13 protein-coding genes are annotated in these 21,250 nt (G+C 67.0%); 3 read left to right on the plus strand and 10 right to left on the minus strand.

Features of this window, described 5'->3' with window-relative positions:
- Positions 1-45: 45 nt before the first annotated feature.
- Genes recD through recC form a run of 3 tightly spaced genes read right to left on the minus strand, consistent with a single transcriptional unit; the run spans position 46 to position 9,502 of the window.
- Positions 46-2,169 carry an exodeoxyribonuclease V subunit alpha gene (gene recD / locus P1P91_RS05165; protein WP_311884990.1) on the minus strand — a complete coding sequence of 708 codons (2,124 nt, stop codon included), beginning with the start codon at positions 2,167-2,169 and terminating at the stop codon, positions 46-48.
- A complete protein-coding gene (gene recB, locus P1P91_RS05170; RefSeq protein ID WP_311884991.1) occupies positions 2,166-5,870 on the minus strand; it encodes an exodeoxyribonuclease V subunit beta in 3,705 nt (1,234 codons plus the stop codon). The genes recD and recB overlap by 4 nt, the downstream gene beginning before the upstream one ends.
- Positions 5,867-9,502, minus strand: a complete 3,636-nt coding sequence (gene recC, locus P1P91_RS05175; RefSeq protein WP_311884992.1) for an exodeoxyribonuclease V subunit gamma — start codon at positions 9,500-9,502, stop codon at positions 5,867-5,869. Before recC ends, recB begins: the two co-directional genes overlap by 4 nt.
- Before the next feature lie 146 nt (positions 9,503-9,648).
- On the opposite strand from recC, the gene ilvD reads away from it, so the two are divergent.
- A complete protein-coding gene (gene ilvD / locus P1P91_RS05180) occupies positions 9,649-11,331 on the plus strand; it encodes a dihydroxy-acid dehydratase (protein ID WP_311884993.1) in 1,683 nt (560 codons plus the stop codon).
- 25 nt (positions 11,332-11,356) lie between these two features.
- On the opposite strand, the gene P1P91_RS05185 is transcribed toward ilvD, so the two are convergent.
- From P1P91_RS05185 to P1P91_RS05200, 4 genes are all read right to left on the minus strand, one after another.
- Positions 11,357-14,461 (minus strand): molybdopterin dinucleotide binding domain-containing protein, encoded by a 3,105-nt coding sequence (locus P1P91_RS05185; RefSeq protein WP_311884995.1) that lies wholly within the window; start codon positions 14,459-14,461, stop codon positions 11,357-11,359.
- Entirely contained in the window at positions 14,454-15,644 is a 1,191-nt protein-coding gene (gene nrfD, locus P1P91_RS05190; protein WP_311884997.1) for an NrfD/PsrC family molybdoenzyme membrane anchor subunit, read from the minus strand. The genes P1P91_RS05185 and nrfD overlap by 8 nt, the downstream gene beginning before the upstream one ends.
- Complete coding sequence (gene dsrO / locus P1P91_RS05195) at positions 15,628-16,404, minus strand: sulfate reduction electron transfer complex DsrMKJOP subunit DsrO (RefSeq protein WP_311884999.1); 777 nt, start codon at positions 16,402-16,404, stop codon at positions 15,628-15,630. Before dsrO ends, nrfD begins: the two co-directional genes overlap by 17 nt.
- 277 nt (positions 16,405-16,681) lie before the next feature.
- Positions 16,682-16,963 (minus strand): hypothetical protein, encoded by a 282-nt coding sequence (locus tag P1P91_RS05200; protein ID WP_311885001.1) that lies wholly within the window; start codon positions 16,961-16,963, stop codon positions 16,682-16,684.
- 201 nt (positions 16,964-17,164) lie between these two features.
- Here P1P91_RS05200 and purE point away from each other — a divergent pair, with 201 nt between their 5' ends.
- Together purE and P1P91_RS05210 are read left to right on the plus strand one after the other, a co-directional pair.
- Positions 17,165-17,671: a 5-(carboxyamino)imidazole ribonucleotide mutase gene (purE, locus tag P1P91_RS05205; RefSeq protein WP_311885003.1), complete on the plus strand. Its 507-nt coding sequence runs from the start codon at positions 17,165-17,167 to the stop codon at positions 17,669-17,671.
- A 60-nt stretch (positions 17,672-17,731) separates the two neighbouring features.
- Positions 17,732-18,847, plus strand: a complete 1,116-nt coding sequence (locus P1P91_RS05210) for a 5-(carboxyamino)imidazole ribonucleotide synthase (RefSeq protein ID WP_311885005.1) — start codon at positions 17,732-17,734, stop codon at positions 18,845-18,847.
- A 15-nt stretch (positions 18,848-18,862) separates the two neighbouring features.
- Here P1P91_RS05210 and P1P91_RS05215 read toward each other — a convergent pair whose 3' ends face one another.
- The 3 genes from P1P91_RS05215 to P1P91_RS05225 all read right to left on the minus strand — a co-directional run bounded on the left by P1P91_RS05215 (position 18,863) and on the right by P1P91_RS05225 (position 21,178).
- Positions 18,863-19,633 carry a transporter substrate-binding domain-containing protein gene (locus tag P1P91_RS05215; protein ID WP_311885006.1) on the minus strand — a complete coding sequence of 257 codons (771 nt, stop codon included), beginning with the start codon at positions 19,631-19,633 and terminating at the stop codon, positions 18,863-18,865.
- A gap of 112 nt (positions 19,634-19,745) precedes the next feature.
- Complete coding sequence (locus tag P1P91_RS05220; RefSeq protein ID WP_311885007.1) at positions 19,746-20,474, minus strand: ABC transporter permease; 729 nt, start codon at positions 20,472-20,474, stop codon at positions 19,746-19,748.
- The gene (locus P1P91_RS05225; protein WP_311885009.1) at positions 20,474-21,178 is read right to left on the minus strand and encodes an ABC transporter permease; all 705 of its coding nucleotides are present in this window, start codon (positions 21,176-21,178) and stop codon (positions 20,474-20,476) included. The genes P1P91_RS05220 and P1P91_RS05225 overlap by 1 nt, the downstream gene beginning before the upstream one ends.
- Positions 21,179-21,250 lie beyond the last annotated feature (72 nt).

The raw sequence follows: 21,250 nt of genomic DNA on the forward strand, positions 1-21,250 counted from the left end.
ATTCATGGGATGATTGGTCATCCTATGATTTTTTGCCGGCGAAGGCTAGCCCAGCCCGCTGGCGCGCAGTACCTGGCGGTCGATGGCCTCGCCGAGGATACCGCGGCGGGCTTCGACCAGGCTGAGCCACTGCCGGGCCCGGGTCAGGCCGGTGTAGACCAGCTCCCGGGTGAGCACCGGGGTCATCCGGTCGGGCAGCAGCAGGGCGGCATGGCGAAACTCCGAGCCCTGGGATTTATGCACGGTCATGGCAAACACGGTGTCGATGGCGTCGAGTCTCGAGGGCAGCACCCAGCGCACGGGCGTCTCCGGCTCGCCGCTGGGAAACGCCACGCGCAGCCGTGCCCCACCGGCTTCCACCACTTCGAGCGCGATGCCGATGTCGCCGTTCATCAGCCCGAGGCCGTAGTCGTTTTGGGTGACCAGTACCGGGCGGCCTTCAAACCAGCCGTGCTCCAGGGCGGCGTCGCTTGCCTGTAGCAGCTTCGCCTGGCGCAGCGTCCGGGCAATGCGCAGGTTCAGCTCCTCGATGCCCCAGGGCCCCTTGCGCAGAGCGCACAGCAGCTGGAAGTCGCCGTAGGCGTCAAGCACTGCCTCGGCCCAGGCGCTGTAGGCCTCGGGGCGGCGGGTAAAGTCGGCGTTCTCGTTCGGGCGCCGGGCGTGCATGACGCTTAAATAGTGGCGGTAGCCTGCCGGCCTTGGGGTAGCGGTGGTCGCCTCGCGGGTGGCGCTGCCGTTCCGCACCAGCGAGTCGAGCGCGGGATCACTTTCGCCGCCAAGTACCCGGTGACGCAGGTCGGTATAGCCCTGTTCGAGAACTTGGCGGGCCTCGTCCGGCGCCGAGCGGTTGACCGCCCGCGCCAGCCGGCCGATGCCGCTGCGGGCGCCAAAGCGGTAGCTCTCGCGGAGCATGGCAATGGCCTGATCCAGCGGCCGCCCGTCCGGGTCTCTGTAGCCTTCCGGCAGCGCCTGGCCGGTGGCCTGCGCAAGCCATGCGGCGGTGGCGGGAGTGTAGTGGCCGCCCTCGGCCCGGCGGCACAGGTCGCCCAACACAGAGCCCGCCTCCACCGAGGCCAGCTGGTCCTTGTCGCCGAGCAGGATCAGCCGCGTTCGGGCCGGCAAGGCGCTGAGCACGGCGGTGAGCATCTCGATATCCACCATGGAGGCTTCGTCAATCACCAGGACGTCAAGGCTCAAGGGGTTGTCGGCGTGGTGGCGGAAGTGGCGGGTGTCCGGCCGGGCGCCGAGCAGCCGGTGCAGGGTGGTGACCTCCACGGGGATGGTGGCGCGCAGCGCCGGGCCAAGCGGCAGATCGTTTACCTGATGGGTGATGGACTCGCCAAGCCGGGCGGCGGCCTTGCCGGTGGGCGCGGCCAGGCGAATGGCCAGCGGCTCGGCGTCGCTTGCGGCCTGGCAAAGCGTCTGCAACAGCGCCAGCAGCCGCACTACGGTGGTGGTCTTGCCGGTGCCCGGGCCGCCGGTAATGATGGCAAAGGGGCTCTGGGCGGCCAGCGCGCAGGCGGCTTTCTGCCAGTTGAAGCCGCCGGAGGCTTCGGGATCGGCGCCGGGCGTGCCAAACAGCGTATCCAGGGTGGCGCGAGTCAGGGACGCATCCGGGGCCGTATCGGTCGAGTCGGCAAGCGCCAGCCGCCGGTCAACTTCCGCATGCAGGGTCTGTTCGTACTGCCAGTAGCGGCGCAGGTAGAGCCTTGTGGTAGTGCCGTCATCCCGGCGCACCAGCGGCGAGCTGCCGGGGCCCTGGCCCACCAGCTCGGCGTGTTCGAGGCCGTCCCGCCACTGTGCCAGGGTGAGCGTTTCCAGCACCTCGCCGGGTAGCGGCGGCGGGTCGCTCATGTCGTCGCCCTCCGGCGGCAGCGACAGCGCCAGGGTGGGCGCTTCAAGGGTGGCGGCCAGATCCAGACAGACGTGGCCGTGGCCCAGCTGATGGCTGGCAAGGGCCGCACCCAGCAGCAAAAGCGGGGGCGCGTCTTCCACCTCGGCGTGCAGAAAGCGCGCCAGCGCCCGGTCCAGATCGCGCAGCCAGCCGCGCGCCACCCAGCGCTCAAGAAGCCTAAGCAGCGCCCGGGCGTCGCTTAGTGCCGGATGGGGCCGGGGGGCGGCAGGCGGTGGTTGATCGAACAGATCGGCAGTGTAGGGGATGTCGCTCATCGACCGGCCTCCTGGCGAGTGGCGTCGGGGGAAAACAGATTGTCCAGAGCGCCTACCAGCGCCGCCGAAGCGGGCGCGGCGTGAACGCCCCGGGACGGCGTGCGGCTGCCGCGCAGAAATACCGTCATCGCCCCGCCCAGGTGGCGGGCCGGATCGTAGTTCGGCAGACGCGCCTTGAGCAGCCGGTGCATGGCCAGCAGGTACAGCGCCGACTGCACGTCGTAGCGCTTGTCCAGCACCGCTCGGCGCATGGCCTCAGTGCCGTAGGCGGCGTCGTCCCGGCCCAGGTAGTTGGACTTCCAGTCGAGCACGTAAAAGCGCCCCTGGTGGGCAAAGGCCAGGTCGATAAAGCCCTTGAGCATGCCGTTGAGGGTGTCGCGCTCAAGGGCCGGGCGCTCGATGCCGGGCATCAGGTGGGTGCAGACGAGGCGGTCCAGCTCGCGGGTGTCGACCTGATCGGCGGCGAACCAGAATTCCAGCTCCACCTGGTAGTCGCCAAGCTCGGTGAGCGCAACGGTCGAAGCGCCGGCGCCTTCCGGCGCTGGCAGCGGCAGCGAAGCGGCGACAAGCTCACTCAGCCAGTGGGTCAGCACGCCATGCCAGCGCTGCCAGCCGCGCAGCTGCAGGCGTCGGCGCAGGGTATCGTCAAGCGCTTCGCCGTCGCTGAGCGCGGCGGCAAAGCCTTCGCGGCCGGCCCACTCCAGAAGCCCGTGCAAAAAGGTGCCGGGGCCGGGCCCGCGGGGGAAGCGGTGCAGGTGGGCGCTGTCAGTCTCTGCCTTGTCGTCCCGAGGCTCGTCCAGCACTTCAAGCGCCGTGGCCTCGCGCGCGGTGGCCGGCTCGGCGGCCGCGGGCGGCATGTCGGCGGGGCGGGTCAGCGCCCCGGACAGCGCCAGCGCCGAATAGCTGGCGATCCACCAGTGTTCTTTAGCGTGGCGGGCCGGGGTGCGCGCCGAGGCAAGCGCGGCGTTGCCGGCCGGCGGCACAAAGCATTCGTCACTGGCTTCGGGGGCGGGCTTCAGCGCAATGTCGCTACCTTCGACCAGCGCTTCCAGCCCGCCGTCTTCCACGGGCTGGCCGCCCAGCAGGTGGCCCACGGCGCGCGCGTCCATGTCGCCCAGCGGGGCAAGTCCCAGCCAGACGGCGTGGCTGGCACGAGTCAGCGCCACGTAGAGCTTGCGCATGTCTTCGCCCAGGCGCTCGCGGTCGGCGGCGGCGAGCACAGCCTCGTCGGGGGCAAGGCTCAGGCGCGGCGTGCCGTCGGCGGCGTGCCAGCGCAGCGGTGTGTCGGTCGCCTTGGTAGGCCGGTGGTTGGCGATAAACGGCAGAAACACCAGCGGGTACTCAAGCCCCTTGGCCTTGTGAATGGTAACCACTTTGACCAGGTCGGCGTCGCTTTCCAGGCGCAGCCGGTGGCTGTCGCCGTAGCCGTCCGGGTCGGCCATGGCTTCGTGAAGAAAGCGCAGCAGCGCGTGCTCGCCGTCGAGCTCCTGGCTTGCCTGCTGTAAAAGTTCGCCCAGGTGCAAAAGATCGGTGAGCTGACGCTCGCCGCTGTCGCCGGCGCCTCTTTGGGCCAGCAGGCGGGCGGGGATGGCAAAGTCCACCATCATCCGGCGCAAAAGCGGCAGCACGCCTTGGCGCTGCCAGAGGCGGTGGTAGTCGCCGAAGCGCTCGATCTGCTTTTCCCAGGCCAGCTCGTCGCGGGCCAGATGCTCGAGGTCCGCAAGATCAAGCCCCAGCGCCGGGGTGGCGAGCGCGGCGCGCAGCCGGCTCTGGGCCTGGCGGGAGCTTGCCAGGGGCTCGCTGCAGGCGGCGAGCCAGCGCGCCACCTGGGCGGCCATGGGCGAGCTGAAGACCTTGTCCTTGTCCGATAGATAGACGCTTTTGACCCCGCGCCGGGCAAGCGCATCGCGGATCAGCCCGGCTTCGGTGCCGTTGTTGACCAGCACCGCCATGTCCGACGGCCTGAGCGGCGTGAGGCCGTCGTCGCCCTCAAAGCCCGCCTGCCGCCGCTGGCCGGCGTTGAGCAGACGGACCATGTGGCTGGCGCAGCCGTCGGCCATGGCGTCTTGATACTCGCCCTTGCCCAGCGGCTTGCCGTCGTCGCTGTCCAGGTGCCAGAGCGTCATGGCGCTAAGGGTCTCGCCGTCGAGGGTCAGCCGCTCCGGCCGCCCCCGGGCGCGCACCGGAATAAACGGCAGCGGGCTGTCGTCGTCGCTGCTGCCGTCGCCGTCGCGGAACAGAAAAGCGCCGCCGGCGTGACGGTCGGCATAGGCAAAGCAGTGGTTGACCGCCTCGACCATGGCCTGGGTGGAGCGGAAGTTCTTGCCCAGGGTAACGTGGCGTCCGGCGGTGTCTTCCCGGGCCTGGAGGTAGGTGAAGATATCCGCTCCGCGAAAGGCGTAGATGGCCTGCTTGGGATCGCCGATGAGCATGATGGCGCGATCCTCGGCGGGGGTGGCGACGTCGTAGACGGCGTTGAACAGCCGGTACTGTACCGGGTCGGTGTCCTGAAACTCGTCGATCAGCGCCACCGGGAACTGGCGGCGAATCTGCTCGGCCAGCGCTTGGCGGTTGGGTCCCTTGAGCGCGCGGTCAAGGTGGGTGAGCAGCTCAGTGGGCCCCATTTCCGCTCGGCGCTCCTGTTCGCGCTCAAGGCGCGCTCGGCACCAGTGCACGGCGTGGGCGAGCAGTTCGGCGTATGGCCTGGGCAGCTGGGCAAGCGCGGCGGGCAGCGCCTCAACAGCGGCCCAGGCTTCCGGGAAAGGGGGATCGCCGTCTTTCCAGATGTCTCGCATGCCGTCCGGAGTCAGGCGTTCCCAGCCTTTTTTCAGGTCGGGACGGTCGGCGTCGCTTTCGGCCCATTCGCGCAGCGCGCCGAGCCAGGTTTTCCGCCAGTTCTTTTTCAGTTTGGCTCGTTGAAAAGCATTATCCACATCGGCCTGTTCCAGCGTCGGTTCGATTTCGTCGAGCATGGCCGGCCAGGGGGCTTTCAGCTCGGCCAGCATGCGCGCGCGACTCTCCCGCGCGCGTTTGAGAATCGCGCCGGGAGGCGGCGGACAAGGCAGCGCCTCGCTGTCGGCCAGCAGCTTTTTGAGACTTTCGTGCAGCGCCTCGGGCGAAGCCCAGAAGCCGCTGATCTGCCCCAGGCTGTCGGCGTCCAGCGGGTAGTAAAAGCAGCGCCAGTAGTCGCGCACGACTTCCAGCTCCAGCTCTTGCTGGTCGTGCTCAAGCTCCAGCGAGAACAGGCTGCCGCTGTCGAAGGCGTGCTCGCGCAGCATGCGGTAGCACCAGCTGTGAATGGTCGATACCGCGGCTTCGTCCATCCATTCGGCGGCAAGCGCCAGGCGGCGGGCGCAGGCGGTCCAGACGCTGCGCGGATACTGCGCGCGCAGCTCGAGAAGCAGCGAATCGTGGGCGCTGTCGTCCCCTTCCGCAAGAAACGCCTCGGCGGCTTCCACCAACCGCCGGCGGATGCGTTCGCGCAGCTCCTGGGTGGCGGCGTTGGTGAACGTCATCACCAGTATTTCCGGCGGCGTCAGCGGGCGGGAAAAGGCGCTGGGATCGTCGGTATCGCTGCCGCCGAGCACCAGGCGTACGTAGAGCAGGGCAATGGTGAAGGTCTTGCCGGTGCCGGCGCTGGCTTCGATCAGGCGGCTGCCGTGAAGCGGCAGCGTCAAGGGGTCGAGAACGGCGGTGGTCATGGCGTGTCTCCCGAGTCGGCCTGCTTCGGCGCTTTCTTGACGTGGTGGAACAGCGGAGCGTAAAGAGCGTCGGCCAGGCCGGCAAAGGTGTGTCCGTGCTCGCTTTCGGCGGCGCACAGCCGGGCAAGGTCCGGCCACTGGCGAGCGAGATAGGGGCTTTGCCCGACGTCGCCCGAGTGCTTGTGACCGCCTTCATAGGCGCTGCGTGCGGCGTCCAGCGGGTCCTTTTTGCTCCTGCCCTTGTGGGCGCTGTGGTGGGCCTGTAGCCAGGCAAAGGCGGTGCGCGGCGCCAGCGGCAGCGGGGCATCCATGCCGTCCTGCCAGCAATGCGCCAGCGTCTGCATCAGCGCCCGGGCATCGGCGGCGGCCAGCGGTTCCAGGCGCACGTTGCCGGCCTTGGATATCAGCTGCGTGGTCATCGGCGCGTCGGCGTTGCCGGCCAGGTGCGCAACCCAGGGGCGCAGCAGGTGCTGCCAGCGGTATTTTGTCTCGCTGGCTTTGGGGTCGATCAAATTCGAGCTTGACAGCACCAGCCGGCAGCGGCGGCCGTCCGGCGCCTCACGCAGTTCGTCCAGGCGGCCGTCAAGGACGATATCCGGCCTGTGGTCGCCTGCGGCCAGGGTGAGCTGCACGAGTTCGCCGCCTGCTACGGGCCGGGGCCACTCTTCCTGCGCTTCGGCGTAGGCGGCAAACAGCGCCTCCATGGGCTCGGCCAGCGCCGCGCGCATGCGTTCGCCCATGGCGCCGTGGGCCAGTACGCCCTGGCCGGCAAAGCGCTCAAGGGTGGCGTCGAGCGCTTCGATGCGCGAGTCGCCGCGATCCACCGCCCGGCGCTGGGCGGCAATCAGCCGGTCCTGCAGCTGCCAGTTTTCCAGGCCGTTGAGGGTGAAGGGCTCCACGTCAAGCTCGGCGGTCTCCTCCTGCTCGAAGTAGACGCCCAGCCGCTCGTGGAAAAAGGCCCGGGCCGGCTCGCGCAAAAAGCGCGCCAGCTTATCGAGGGTCAGCGTGGCGTCGGCAGCGTCCGCCGCTGCCGGCCGGCGCGTTTCGACCTCCGGCGCGGCTGACTCGGCAGAAGGGAACGAATCCCGGTGCGCCTGGCGCCATTCATGGGCGTAGGTAAACAGCCGGGCGCTGGCCGGCGTGGGCTGGGCCGGCGGCTGAAAATAGGCGCGGCTGAACGGCTGCAGCGGGTGCTCGGTAGTCAGGGCGTCAAGCAGCGGCGTCTCGCCTTCCGCCTGCCAGCCGGCGGCGAGGTGATCGCGCAGCTGGCCTACCAGCACCGAGGGCGGCAGCGCCTCGTTGTCGAGCTGGCTGCGGCCCTTCCAGCTGATGTAGAGCTGGTCCCGGGCCGAGAGCAGCGCTTCGAGAAACAGGTAGCGGTCGTCTTCCCGCCGGGAGCGATCGCCGGGGCGGTAGTCCTGGCCCATGAGATCAAAGTCCAGCGGCGGCTGGCTGCGCGGGTAGTCGCCGTCGTTCATGCCCAAAAGGCACACGCGCCGGAAGGGAATGGCGCGCATGGGCATCAGGGTGGCGAAGTTCACCGCGCCGGCGAGAAAGCGTTGGGAGAGGCTGTGCTCGTCCACCTGGGAAAGCCAGTGTTCGCGCACCATGGAAAGCGGCAGCTCGGCGTCGAGGCGCGCTTCCTGAGTGCTGTCATAAAGCTGCTCAAGGCCGGCTTCCAGCCGGGCGATCAGCGCGATTTCGCCGGGGTCCTCGGTGGAGAAAAACGTCTCCAGCAGGGTGCGCAGCCGGGCTACCCATTCTTCGGCGCTGGCCGGCTGGCACAGGGTTTGCCAGGTCTCTTCGAGCTTTTCCAGCAGAGTGGCCAGGGGGCCCGCCACGGCGGCTTCCAGCCCGCCGATGTCGTCGTAGGGTTCGATACCCTGCCAGCGCTCGCCGCCGCCAACGGCGTAGCCCAGCAGCAGCCGGCGCAGACCGAAAGCCCAGGTGTTGTGCTTAAGCCCTTGTGGCAGGTCAAGGCGCTCGCGCTGCTCGGCGTTGAGCCCCCAGCGAATGCCGGCGCCCTCGATCCAGCGGCCAAGCACGGCCAGGTCGCGCTCGCCAAGCCCGAAGCGCTGGCGCAGCGCGGGCACTTCCAAAAGCGTCAGCACGTCGCTCACCGAAAGGCGAAGCTCGGGCAGGCGCAACAGCGTCTCCAGGGCGATCATCAACGGCTGGCGTCGGCGGCTCGACTGGTCCGAGAGCGTATAGGGAATATGGCGAGTGTCGTTTTGGGGGTACTGGCCGAACACCGCCTGAATGTGCGGCGCGTACTGATCGATATCCGGCACCATGACGATGATATCCCGCGGGCGCAGGGTGTCGTCGGCGCTGAAGGCGGCGAGGAGCTGGTCGTGGAGGATTTCCACCTCGCGCTGGGCGCCGTGGGCCACGTGAAAAACCACGGAGTCGTCGTGGCCGGCCTCCACTGCCGGCCAGTCGCGGCGGGTTTCTTCCAGCGGGCGCAGCTCGCGGATGTCGTCCTGCAGCTGGTGGAGCAGGCGCGGAGCGTGGGCATCGCCAAACGGCTCGAAGATATCGATGCGCAGCGACTGCTGCTCAAACAGGCGCTGATAGTCGCCGGTATCGTCGTGCTCGTCGAGCAGGCGCAGGTAGTCTCGCCCCTGCTTGCCCCAGGCGGCGAGCAGGGGCTGGGCGTGCAGGTGCAGCGCCTCGTCGGCGTCGCCCGTGCCCAGCACGTCGAGCTCGCCGGGCATGCCGGCCTTGCGCGCCTGGCGGTAGCGGGTGGCGCGCAGCAAATCCTTGTGCTCGATGATGTCCGCCCAGTAGAACTGGCAGGGGTTGTGCACGCAGAGCACCACCTGGCAGCAGCGCGAAAGCGCCGCCAGCGCTTCCAGAGTCTGCTGGGGCAGCGAGGAGATACCGAAGATGATCAGCCGGCGGGGCAACGCCGGCGGTCGCGTTTCCGGGGTCAGCGCCTCGGCGGCGGCAAGAAAGCGCCGGTGAACCTCGGCGCGGCTGCCGGCAAGCCCGGCTTCGCCCTGGGTAGCGGCGACGTCGTCGCGCAGGGCGCGCCACAGCGCCGGCTGCCAGCGCTGCTGCTCGCCAAGCGCCACCGCCTGGCCCCGAGCGCTGATCAGCACGTCGTCGCCCCGGGCCCAGGCGTCCAGCCAGTCGGCGCGGTAGACCTGATACTGGTCGAAAAGATCCGCCAGCCGCTCGGCCAGCTGGAAGCGCTTGCGCTGATCGCGATCGACTGCCAGAAAGCGTCTCAGCGGGGCGAAGGTCTCGTCTTCCACAAGGGTGGGCAGCAGGCGCAAAAGCCGCCACACCAGCCGGGACTTGTCGAACGGCGAGGTTTCCGGCACGCCGGCGTGATCGCCGGGGGCGTGCTTGAGCACGGTGCGGTAGGACTGCCATAAAAAGCGCGCGGGAAGCGTCACGTCGAGGGCGGCGGCAATGCCGGCGCCGCCGTCGTCTGGGTCCGCCGCCAGCGCCAGCTTGAGCCACTGGCCGATGCCGTTGCTCTGTACCAGCAGGGTTTCGTTTTCCAGCGGGGCCAGCGGGTGGCGGCGCATCCACTCGATGGCCAGGCCGCGCAAATCTTCCAGACGATTGGCGTGCACCACCATAAAACCGGGGGTAAGCGGCGGGGCGGACAACAGCGGCATGCGGCGTTCCTTCACGGCGTGGGCAACAAACGGCTATGGTGCCACAGACAGGCGCTTTGCGGCAGGCGAGGTATGGCGCCAGGCCATGGCGCTGCGCGATACTAGCCATGGGCAATAGCCACAAGAGTCACCAAGGAGACCAATAGATGACCGACCAGTCCGACAGTACCCGCCGCCATTCCTCCCCGGTGGTCGACGGCCCGGGCAAGTCCGCCAGCCGCGCCATGCTGCGCGCGGTGGGCTTTAGCGACGACGACTTTCAAAAGCCCCAGGTGGGCGTGGCCTCGACCTGGAGCATGGTGACGCCGTGCAACAGCCACATTGGCGAGCTGGCTGAGCACGCCCGGGACGGCGCCGACCGCGCCGGCGGCAAGGGCGTGATCTTCAACACCATCACCATCTCCGACGGCATCGCCAACGGCACCGAAGGCATGAAGTATTCGCTGGTCTCCCGGGAGGTGATCGCCGACTCCATCGAGACCGTGGCCGGCTGCGAGGGCTTTGACGGCCTTGTTGCCATCGGCGGCTGCGACAAGAACATGCCCGGCTGCATGATGGGGCTTTCGCGGCTTGATCGGCCCAGCGTATTTGTTTACGGCGGCACCATTCTGCCCGGCGAAGGCCACACCGATATCGTCTCGGTGTTCGAGGCCATGGGCGCGCACTCCCGGGGCGATATCGACCGCATCGAGCTGAAAAATATCGAAGAGACGGCGATTCCCGGCCCCGGCTCCTGCGGCGGCATGTATACCGCCAACACCATGGCCTCGGCGATTGAAGCGCTGGGCATGAGCCTGCCAGGAAGCTCCGCCCAGAACGCCGTGTCCAACGACAAGCGCGACGACTGCGAAGCCGCCGGCGAGGCGGTGCTCGAGCTTTTGAAGCGCGATATCAAGCCGTCCGACATCATGACCCGGGAAGCGTTTGAAAACGCCATTACCGTGGTGATTGCGCTGGGCGGCTCCACCAACGCCGTGCTTCATCTGGTCGGCATGGCCCGGACCGCCGGCGTGGAACTGTCCCTTGACGACTTCACCGCCATCGGCAAGCGCGTGCCGGTGGTGGCCGACCTGCGCCCCAGCGGCCACTACATGATGAGCGAGCTGGTGGCCATCGGCGGCATTCAGCCGCTGATGAAGCTTTTGCTCGACGCCGGCCTGCTTCACGGCGACTGTCTGACCGTGACCGGCAGGACGCTGGCGGAAAACCTTGCCGAGGTGGAAGGTTACCCCGACGCTCAGGACATTATCGCGCCGCTTGGCGAGCCGGTGAAGGCGGAAAGCCACCTGCGCATTCTCTACGGCAATCTCGCCCCGGAAGGCGCGGTGGCCAAGATCACCGGCAAGGAAGGCACCCACTTTCGCGGTACGGCGCGGGTATTCAACTCCGAGGAAGAGGCCCAGGCGGGCATCAACGACGGCACCGTGGTCGCCGGCGACGTGGTGGTCATCCGCTACGAAGGCCCCAAGGGCGGGCCGGGCATGCGCGAAATGCTCACGCCCACCTCCGCCATCATGGGCCGGGGGCTGGGCAACGACGTGGCGCTGATCACCGACGGTCGCTTCTCCGGCGGCAGCCACGGCTTCGTGGTGGGCCACATGGCGCCCGAAGCCTTCGACGGCGGACCGCTGGCGCTGGTGGAAGACGGCGACGTGATCACCATCGATGCCGAAGCCAACACCATCGACGTGGCCGTCGGCGGCGAGGATATCGAGCAGCGTCACGCCGCCTGGCAGCGCCCGGCGCCGCGCTATACCAAAGGCGTGCTGGCCAAGTACGCAAGGCTTGTCAGCTCGGCCAGCACCGGGGCGGTGACCGACGACGACTGACGCCGCGTGGCGCCAGCCGGCCGGATTATCCTTCTACGCGGCTGACACGGACGGGCAGCCCCTGGCGCACGGAGGCGCCGCTGACGCCCTCAAGCCAGGTGCCCGCCACCCGGCGGGTGGGATCGGCAAAGCCCAGATCGTTGATGTTGATACCGGCGCCGACCCACTGGTTGCCGGAGAAGGCTTCGCCGTCCACCTCGTGCTCGCTGGCGCCAAGCTCGGTATGGCCGAAGCTGTGCTCGATGCCAAGCGCGCCTTTCATCACGCCGTTGCTCACCAGCGCCAGCGCTTTCACCGCCCGCCCCGGGCTTTCGATGCGCACGGTATCGCCGTGGGCAACCCCCGCCCGTTCGGCGTCGTCGGTGTGCATCAGCACCGGGTTGTACGGTTTGATCATGCGCAGCCGCTCAAGGCCGATGGCGTACGAATTCATCAGGTTGGACTTGTAGGAAAACGCCAGCAGCGGCCAGTCGTCTTCGGAGTACACCTCGCGCATGGGCGTGCCGTCAGCCATTTTCGGGGCCTGCAGACAGGGCGTGCCGGACAGGCGCTCGCCGGTCTGGCTGTTGACGGTGGTACCCACCTGGGGGTTATACACGCACAGCGCTCGAGTCCAGGCGTGGGCGAGCTTCTTGTCGCCGTCGAAGGCGTCCTCGTGGTCTTCAAAGCGCCCGCCCCGAGCGTAGAGGTAGGCCACCCGGGCTCGCTCTTCTACCGGCAGGGTGCGCGTGAGTTTGGGCAGCAAAGGCTCGATGCCGCTGTGCATGACGTCGCTCTTGTCGGCCTCGGGCAGGGGCTCGCCCGTATAGGCAATGTTGGCCGCCGCGCGCAGGAAGAAATCCTCGGCGCGGTTGAGCGGGTAGAGCTTGCCGTCGGCGCCGGGGATGGCGTCGTTGCCGAAGCCCGGCAGCCCCAGCCGCTTGGCGGTGGCGATGAAAAAGCTCTCCATGCTGACGGGTTCGCCGTCGGCGGTCTTGTCCTGGCGCGGCTCGATAATCGGCCAGCAGGCGGTGGTCATTTTGGTCAGGGTGCCGCTCCAGGCGCCGGTAAAGCCCCAGACCTCGTACATCACCGAGTCCGGCACGATGTAGTCGGCAAAGCGGTTGGTTTCGTTGATAAAGCCGTCCACCGCCACGTAAAGCCCGAGGTTTTTGGGGTCCTTGAGCTTGTCGACGATCGTATCGTGGAGACCCGCCTGGCCGTACAGCGGGTTGGCCATGCAGCCGATCACCGCCTTGATGGGGTAGGGGTAGCCGTCCAGCGCCGAGGCCAGCTGCTCGGTGAGAATCGGCGGCGCAAGCGGGCGCCAGGGGGCCTTGGCCGGGTAAGGATTTTCCCCGGCCTCCACCTTGCGTCGATACTCCGAGGTGTCCTCGTAGGCAAAGCGCGTGCGCGAGACGAACACGCCCTGGGGGCCGCGCTTGCCGGGGAAGTCGGCGAGATCGTAGCGCGGACCGCTGCCGGTGCCGTTAAACTTGCCGCCGCCCAGCGCGGCGCCGCCCTGGCGGTTGAAGCTGCCGGCGAGCAAGTTGAGCATCATAAGGCCGTAGGCGCCGTAGAAGCCGGTGGCCGACATCATGCCGCCGTGGGTATCTACCACGGCATCGCGGCCGTAGGCGGCAAAGCGCTCGGCGATGTGCTTGATCACCCGGGCGTCGATGCCGCAGTGCTCGGCGTAGTCTTCCAGGCTGTGCTCGTTGGCGGTGTCGCGCAGCTTGGCGAGGCTGCTCTTGACGCGGAGGGTGCCGTCGGCTGTCTCGACGTCGCGCTCGACGAACAGCTCGGCCTTGCGCACCTCGCGGCTGGGCCGAAGCTCGCCTCGGGCATCCACCACCATGACGTCGTCGGCGTCGCTTCCGGCCTCGACGCTACCCTCGAGCGCGCCCAGGTCCGAGCGGCGCAGAAAGTGGCCAAAGCGCGGATGGTCTTCGTTTTCGATGACCAGGTGAGTGGCGTTGGTGTGGCCGTTTTCGCCGGCAGCGTCCACCGCCTCGGGGCTGGGCATCGCCAGGTAGTCGGCGGCGTAGGCTTCGTGCTCGATGAGCCACTGGATCATCGCCATGGCGAAGGCAGTGTCGCTTGCCGGGCGGATGGGTACCCAGCGGCTGCGCTCGGCGGCAGCGTGGGAGGCGCTGGCGTTGAGCCCGGGGTCGATGACCACGTAGTCCAGGCTGCCGGTGGCTCGGGCCTCGGCCAGCAGCCGGCCCTGGCGCTTGAAGGGGTTGCCCGCCTGGCTCGGTGCGGTGCCGATGAACAGCGCGAACTTCGCCCGGGTGTAGTCGGGCTTGACGTGGGCAAACTTGGCCATGTCGTCCATCAGCGCGCCGGAGCCCATGCGGAACGCCAGCCCGCAGTAGGAGCCGTGGTGGCCGTAGTTGCGGGTGCCGAAGGCGTTGAAACCAAAGCGTTTCAAGATCGCCGAGCGGCCGTAGTCGGTGGCCTCCATCAGCAAAAGCTGGTTGGCCTTGGGGCCGTACTCGGGGTTGTCGGCGTCTACCGGCTCGTCGTGGTTGTGAATGGCGCGCAGGCCGTCGACGTGGCCTTCGCCGAACAGGTCGCCGCCTTCGCAGATTTCCTCGATCAGCGTTTCAAAGGAGATGCGCTCCCAGCGCCGCTCGCCGCGCTCGCCCACGCGCTTCAGGCAGTGGGTGACCCGGTGGGGGCTGGTAATTTGCCCGATCATGGCGTTGCCCCGGGCGCAGGCGGTGGAACGCCCGGCAAGCCCCTGCTCGTCAAGGGCGCTGACGTGCTTGAGCGCGTCCACTACCGGGGTGCGCATGGGCAGGTGCGGCTCGCTGGAAAGCGGGTGGTAAGGGTTGCCAATAGTGCGCAGCACTTCGTCGGTATTGTTGTCCACGCGCACCCGTACGCCGCACTTGGTGGTGCAGCCGTAGCACACGGTAAAGGCGGTGCGCTGGTCCGGGTTCAGGGTCAGCTCGCCGGACTTGAGGTCGACGCGGTATTCCGGCGCCAGAGCGTTGCCGTAGATGTTGTGTTCGGGCTTGTCCCCGGCGCTGCCGGTGACCCCCTTGGCCATCTTGACCAGCGGGCCGGAGTAGCCCGCGGCGAAGGCCGCAGCGCCGCCGGTGGCAGCGGCGCCCTTGAGCAGGCGACGACGTGAATTATCCATGGCGAACTCCTTGGGTCGCGGGAGAAACGGAAGCGCTGGGAGCAGGCGCGGCGGAAGTGTCGGCCGGGGCGTCGCGCTCGGGGTCAAGCGAGGCGTCGCGCCAGGGAACGAACAGCTCGATGACCAGCAGGGCGGTGAGCCAGAGGCCAAAGATGCCGATAATGCCGGTCAGCCCGTAGGAGCCGAAGGCCACGTGGTAGTCGTGAAAGCCGGCGCTGTTGCGGGCCACGGTCTGCACGTTCATCAGCACCACCCAGCGGAACATCCAGGCTACGTGCAGGGCGAGCAGGCCCAGCGCCCAGCCGAACAGTTTGCGGCGCGCGGGGCCACGACGCGCCATGAAGGCCAGTACGGCCAGCAGCACGCCGGCAATGCCGCCCTCCACGGCGGTAGAGCGCCAGGCCGCGCTCTGGTCGATGGAGTCAAGCGCAGCGGCCACCGAGCCGTATACCGCGTTGGCGCCGTCGAGGAGCCAGGTCAGGGCGATAAAGCCCGCGGCCACGCAGGCGCCGACGAGAATCGCCAGCATCTGGCGGTTGGTGTCGGCGCTGCGGATGCCGGACACGCGGTTAAGCAGCAGAATCAGCCCGCAGACGCCAATGATGCCGGTGGCGACGAACATGAACGGAAGCCAGGCGGTGTGCCACAGCGGCCGACCCTTGACGATGGCCACCTCGGCGCCGGTGTAGACCATCATGCCGACCGAAGTGGCAAGCGCGGCGAGCCCCGCCAGTATCATGACGCGGCGCGAGACCTGCCAGTCGCCCCAGGCGATCCAGCCGGCAATGCGCGAAAACCAGCCGTCGTCTGCCTGGGCGCGGGCCTTGAGCGCCGGGCGCCAGGCAAGCCAGGCCAGCAGCACCGTGGCGACCAGATGCAGCGGCAGCAGAAAGCTGCCCAGCGACATCCACGACCAGGGTGTGGGGTGGGCGTAGAAGTGCCAGAAGCGCAGCGGCTGGTGCAGGTCGGCCAGAAGCGCTACCGGCGCCACCAGGGTAGTAGAGACGCAGGCGAGAAGCGCAAGCCTCGAGGTGGCAAGCCAGCGCTGCCTGCCCAGAATGATCCCCGGCGCGGCAACCCAGAGGCTTGAGTAGGACAGCGCGATCAAAAAGAAGTACTGCACCGCCCAGGGGTACCAGGCAATGCCGTAGCGCGGCACGACGACTTCAGTGACCAAACTCATAGTCCATCTCCTTGCCCGCCTCGTTGATGATGTCCCAAATGCCGGGGGCGGCTTCGGGGCGCTGGGTAAAGCGCTCGTCCATGCCCAGGTAGAACACCTGGGGGTGGGTGCCTTTTTCCGGCTGCAGCACCATGAGCTCGTCGCGGTGCTCGGCCATCATGCGGCTGATGTGGCTGTCCGGGTCGCGCATGTCGCCGATGATCCGCGCCCCGCCCACGCAGGATTCCACGCAGGCGGGCAAAAGCCCGGCTTCCAGGCGGTGGACGCAGAAGGTGCACTTGTCGGCGGTCTGGGTCTTTTCGTTGATAAAGCGCGCGTCGTAGGGGCAGGCGTTGACGCAGTAGGCGCAGCCCACGCAGCGGTCGCTGTCCACTACCACGATGCCGTCCCGGCGCTGGTAGGTGGCCTGCACCGGGCAGACCGGTACGCAGGGCGGGTTGTCGCAGTGGTTGCAAAGCCTGGGAAGCATGAAGGTAGCGAGCTCACCCGTGTTTTCTTTCTCCACCTCAAACTGCGACACAACCGTGCGGAAATTGCCCAGCGGCGCGTCGTTTTCGATATGGCACGATACTGTGCAGGCCTGGCAGCCGATGCACTGGCGCAGGTCAATGAGCATGCCGTAGCGTTTTTCCGGGTCGCCTTCCCGGCGCGGCGGCTGATCGTTGATGCCGGCGCTGGCGACGCTTGAGAGCGGTACCATGGCGGCACCCGCGCTCAGGCGCGCCAGCTGGCCGAGAAGTGAGCGGCGTATGGGGTCCATGGCGCCTCCTGTGGTTACGGGCAGCGCAGCGGGCTGCCCTGAATGAATCGTCGGGGTAGATTCAGGGTAAGCCCCAGGAGGTACCTAAAAATTGATACGCATCAAGGAAGAGGAAAGGTAATTTAATACTGTCTTAATGCGTCTTTAAATCTTTGATTATATTGGTTAATTATTGAAGTAAGGCAAAGGAGGCGGGCATAAAAAACCAGCCCGGCGGCTGGTTTTGGCTTTCTCGGCGCTCGTGCGCCTTTTTCTGCGGGGAGAACCCATGGCCGGCTCAGTGCAATGGCGCCTCCGGTTCCAGCGTGCGGCGCAGGACGTTGAGCTCGTCGGCGTTCAGATGCTCAAGCCTGCCGGCCAGCAGGTCGCTGACCTTTTGCACGGGCAGCCCGGCACGGCGGGCAATATCGCGGCTGCCAAGCTCTGAAATGGCCATTAGCCGGGTAATGATGCGCATCAGACGCGTACGTTTTTCCAGTTCCCTGACGTCAAAGTCGTCAGGGCCGGTTCGGGGAGGGTCAGTCAGCTCTGCGTGGGCAGACGAACGTGCCGTGCTCATGAGTCTCCATCAATGGGAAGTGACAGTATCAACAATGCCGCCAAGCAGGGCGCTTTGCAATGCCCGGGGCATGAAAATTTACCGCCACGGCAATGTTCGCAGGCAGGGAGGGGCTGGTAAACTCATGACTTCTTTTCCAGGCGGCTGGTTTGGCGGCCTGTTTCGACGCTTTTTTATCACCCGTCACCCGGAGAGCACAGAATGGCCTCAGAAAGCCCCCCCGTTGTCGGCGTCATCATGGGATCGCAGTCGGACTGGCCGGTCATGGAACACGCCGTTGCCATGCTCGAACGCCTGGGTGTGGCCTACGAAACCCGGGTGGTGTCGGCCCACCGCACGCCGGATCTGCTGTTCGACTACGCCAAGGGTGCCGCCGCGCGGGGGGTCCGGGTGATCGTCGCCGGGGCCGGCGGAGCGGCGCACCTGCCGGGCATGGTCGCCTCGCAAACGCCGCTGCCGGTGTTTGGCGTCCCGGTGGAATCCAGGGCGCTCAAGGGGCTGGATTCGCTTTTGTCCATTGCCCAGATGCCCGGCGGCGTGGCCGTAGGGACGCTTGCCATCGGCAAGTCCGGGGCCACCAACGCCGGACTTTTGGCCGCCCAGGTGGTAGGACTGGCCGATGCACAAGTGCGCGCCAACGTCGAGGCGTTTCGCGCCGAGCAGACGCAAACCGTGCTCGACAACCCCGATCCCCGGGCCGGGGCCTGATCATTGACGCCTGATCCGGGCGCCATCCCTTATTGGCAATGAGACTTGCGGAGACGATACATGAACATTGGCATCCTCGGTGCCGGCCAGCTGGGGCAGATGCTCGCCCTGGCCGGCTATCCGCTGGGCAACCGCTTTACCTTTCTCGACACTACCGGCGGCCATAGCGCAGCCATCGGCGAGATCATCAGCGATCCGCAAAACCGCCGCCTGGGCGACTTTCTTGAGCGGGTCGACGTGGTCACCTACGAGTTTGAACACCTTCCGGTGGCCCTGATCCGCGAGATCGAGGCGCACCGGCCGGTGTACCCAAGCAGCCGCGCCATTGCCGTGTGCCAGAACCGCGTGGAGGAGAAGGCGCTGTTCGACCGGCTGAGTATCCCCACCCCCGAGTACCGCGTGGTGGAAAGTGCGGCGGCGCTGGAAGAGGCCGCGCGCGCGCTGGGCTGTCCGGCGGTGGCCAAGTCCACCACCGAAGGTTACGACGGCAAGGGGCAGGCGGTGCTGAAAACGCCCGACGACGCTCCCAGGGCCTGGGATGAGATCGGCCACTCGCAGCTCATCGTCGAGGCGTTCGTGGATTTTGTCCGCGAGGTCTCGATTATCGCCGTGCGCGGCCGGGACGGCGAGGTGCGCTTTTATCCCATGGCGGAAAATCGCCACGCTGACGGCATTCTGCGCTACTCCGTGGCGCCGCTGCCGGATTTGGACGATAGCGTTCAGACAACCGCCGACGGCTACATTCGCGCGCTGCTCGACGAGCTGGACTACGTGGGCGTGCTGGCCCTGGAACTGTTCCAGACCCGTGACGGCCGGCTGCTGGCCAACGAGATGGCCCCCAGGGTGCACAACTCCGGCCACTGGACCATGGACGGCGCGGTGACCAGCCAGTTTGAAAATCACCTGCGCGCGGTGCAGGGCCTGCCCCTGGGCGATACCCGGGCGCGCTTTCCTACCTGCATGGCCAACGTGATCGGCCGGGAGCCGGATAGCGGCGAGGTGCTGCGCCAGGCCGACGTGCACCTGCACCGCTACGGCAAGGCCGAGCGGCCCGGGCGCAAGCTGGGCCACGTCAATCTGGTGGCCCAGGACCACGCCGAGCTGGCGCGCCGGCTTGACGCTTTGGCGTCATTGCTGCCCGACGCGCCGGCCCCGAGGTTCAGCTTCGTTACCTGATGCGACTCGGCGGCGCTACTCGGCGTCGTCAAAGTAGCGTGCCCTGATTTCGTCGTAGGTGCCGTTGTCCCTGAGCGTTTCCAGCGCCTGGTTGAACTCGTCGGCAAGATCGCGGTCGCGCTGGCGGAAGGCGATGCCGAAGCCGTCGCCGAAGTACTGTTTCGGCTCGGTGATCATGTCGCCCACCACCCTGTAGTCGCCGCTGTCGCTTTCCAGCAGCGTTGACTGGCCCACGGGATAGTCGAGGAAGACGATGTCCAGCCGCTCGGCGTCCATGTCCAGCACCATGTCGTCGGCGGTGGAGTAGCGGTTGATGTCGGCCACGCTGCCGTACATGTCGGTGGCGTAGTTATCCTGCAGGGTGCCCCGCTGCACGCCGATAGCCAGGCCGTCGAGAGACGCCTCGCTGGCGCTTTCGAGCTGGCTGTCAGCCGGGGCGAACCAGGCCGAGGGCGGGGTGAAGTAGGGCTCGGAGAAGAGCACCCGTTCGCGCCGTTTGTCGTTGATGGTCATCGACGACATGATGGCGTCGTACTTGCGCGCCATGAGACCGGGGATGATGCCGTCCCAGCCTTGCACGATCCATTCGCAGTCCTTGTTCATCTCGGCGCACAGGGCGTTGCCAAGATCGATATCGAAGCCGGTGAGTTCGCCGCTCGGGGTGCGGTATTCCATGGGCTCGTAGGGCACGTCCACGCCGATGCGGATCTGATCGTCGTTGCGTGCCTGGGCGCTGGTAGCGGCGACGGCAAGGCTCAGCAGGGAAAAGGTCAGCCATTTTTTCATTGTAAGTATCTCCTTGCGAAGGGAAGACACCGCCGGGCGGTGATCCCCCACAACTTACCTTCGCCGGGAAGGCGGGGCAAAGGCTTTTTCCGTCTCGGGTGCCCTCGATCGGCTAGGATGCCGGCTTGAGGTGGCCCAGCAGGCGCTTTTCCAGAAAGCGGAAGAAGTAAAGAGTGGCAAACGTCAGGCACAGGTAGATCGCCGCGACGAACAGAAACGCATCAAAGGGCGCATAGAAGCGCGCGTAGACAAAGCGCGCCGCGCCGGTCAAATCCATCAGCGTAACGACGCTGGCGATGGCGCTGGCGTGAAGCATGAAGATCACTTCGTTGCCGTAGGCCGGCAGCGCCCGGCGAAAGGCGCTGGGCAGCACGATGCGCCTGAGCGTCAGCGCCGGCGACATGCCGTAGGCCCGGGCGGCCTCGATTTCACCCTGGGGCGTGGCCTTGATTGCGCCGCGAAATATTTCCGTGGTGTAGGCCGCCGTATTCAGAGTAAACGCGACGAGCGCGGGCACGAACGGATCCTTGATCAGCGGCCACAGCCAGGACTCCTGCACGCCTTCGACGAACACCACGCCGTAGTAGATCAGATAGAGCTGCACCAGCAGCGGAGTGCCGCGAAATACATAGGTATAGGCAAAAATCGGCCAGTTGATCAGCCGGTGGCGCGAGCAGCGGCCCACGGCCAGCGGCACCGCCAGCACCAGGCCGATGATCAGCGAAAGAAAGACCAGCTGCACGGTGGTAACAAGCCCGTCGCCGTAGTAGGAAAGGGTCTGCAGGGTGAAGATGCTGTTGTCGGCGAGCAGTGCATCGAGTCGCTCAAGAAGTGCCTGCATTATTTACCCTCCCCGTAGCCGATGCTGTAGCGTTTCTGCAGCCGGGCAAAGATCCATTCAGACACGCTGGCGATCAGCAGGTAAATCACGGCCACGACCATCATGAAGGTAAACGGCTCCCGGGTGGCCTTGGAGGCCTCGGCGGCAATGCGCACCATGTCGGAAAGCCCGATAATCGAGACCAGTGCGGTGGTCTTGAGCAGCACCATCCAGTTGTTGGACAGCCCCGGCAGGGCGTGGCGCATCATCTGCGGGAAGCGGATGCGCCAGAACACCAGACGGCTGTTCATGCCGTAGGCCTTGCCGGCCTCGATCTGGCCCTGGTCCACTGCCATGAAGGCGCCGCGAAAGGTTTCGCCCATGTAGGCGCCGAAAATCAGCCCGATGGTGACCACGCCGGCGACAAACTCGTTGATGTTGATGAAGATGTCCACGCCATAGGCGTCGTAGAGCCAGTCGGTGGCGGCGTTGACGCCGATCTGGCCGCCGAAGAACAGAAGCATCATCAGTACCAGATCGGGCACGCCGCGGATCAGCGTGGTGTAAAGCGTCGCGGTGCGGTGGGCGATGACGCTGCGCGACACCTTGGCGCTGGCGGTGACCAGCCCCAGCGCGATGGCCAGCGCCAGCGACAGCACGGCAAGCGACACGGTGACGCCGGCGCCTTCCAGCAGCCGGGGGCCGTAGCCCTGTAAATCCAGCATGGGGAGTCTCCGGATTTTTCGAAAGTCAGTGCCTGAGTCAGTACTTGGCTTGAAGCAGGCAGTACCTGGCTT

Source organism: Halomonas piscis (assembly GCF_031886125.1).
Lineage (GTDB): Bacteria > Pseudomonadota > Gammaproteobacteria > Pseudomonadales > Halomonadaceae > Vreelandella > Vreelandella piscis.

What these genes read in the sequence shown, in the direction of transcription:
- P1P91_RS05220 (WP_311885007.1), bottom strand. Translation starts at nt 20,474, where the DNA reads ATGCAGGCACTTCTTGAGCGACTCGATGCACTGCTCGCCGACAACAGC.
- recD (WP_311884990.1), bottom strand. Translation starts at nt 2,169, where the DNA reads ATGAGCGACATCCCCTACACTGCCGATCTGTTCGATCAACCACCGCCT.
- P1P91_RS05210 (WP_311885005.1), top strand. Translation starts at nt 17,732, where the DNA reads ATGAACATTGGCATCCTCGGTGCCGGCCAGCTGGGGCAGATGCTCGCC.
- recB (WP_311884991.1), bottom strand. Translation starts at nt 5,870, where the DNA reads ATGACCACCGCCGTTCTCGACCCCTTGACGCTGCCGCTTCACGGCAGC.
- P1P91_RS05185 (WP_311884995.1), bottom strand. Translation starts at nt 14,461, where the DNA reads ATGGATAATTCACGTCGTCGCCTGCTCAAGGGCGCCGCTGCCACCGGC.
- P1P91_RS05225 (WP_311885009.1), bottom strand. Translation starts at nt 21,178, where the DNA reads ATGCTGGATTTACAGGGCTACGGCCCCCGGCTGCTGGAAGGCGCCGGC.
- dsrO (WP_311884999.1), bottom strand. Translation starts at nt 16,404, where the DNA reads ATGGACCCCATACGCCGCTCACTTCTCGGCCAGCTGGCGCGCCTGAGC.
- nrfD (WP_311884997.1), bottom strand. Translation starts at nt 15,644, where the DNA reads ATGAGTTTGGTCACTGAAGTCGTCGTGCCGCGCTACGGCATTGCCTGG.
- P1P91_RS05215 (WP_311885006.1), bottom strand. Translation starts at nt 19,633, where the DNA reads ATGAAAAAATGGCTGACCTTTTCCCTGCTGAGCCTTGCCGTCGCCGCT.
- purE (WP_311885003.1), top strand. Translation starts at nt 17,165, where the DNA reads ATGGCCTCAGAAAGCCCCCCCGTTGTCGGCGTCATCATGGGATCGCAG.
- P1P91_RS05200 (WP_311885001.1), bottom strand. Translation starts at nt 16,963, where the DNA reads ATGAGCACGGCACGTTCGTCTGCCCACGCAGAGCTGACTGACCCTCCC.
- recC (WP_311884992.1), bottom strand. Translation starts at nt 9,502, where the DNA reads ATGCCGCTGTTGTCCGCCCCGCCGCTTACCCCCGGTTTTATGGTGGTG.
- ilvD (WP_311884993.1), top strand. Translation starts at nt 9,649, where the DNA reads ATGACCGACCAGTCCGACAGTACCCGCCGCCATTCCTCCCCGGTGGTC.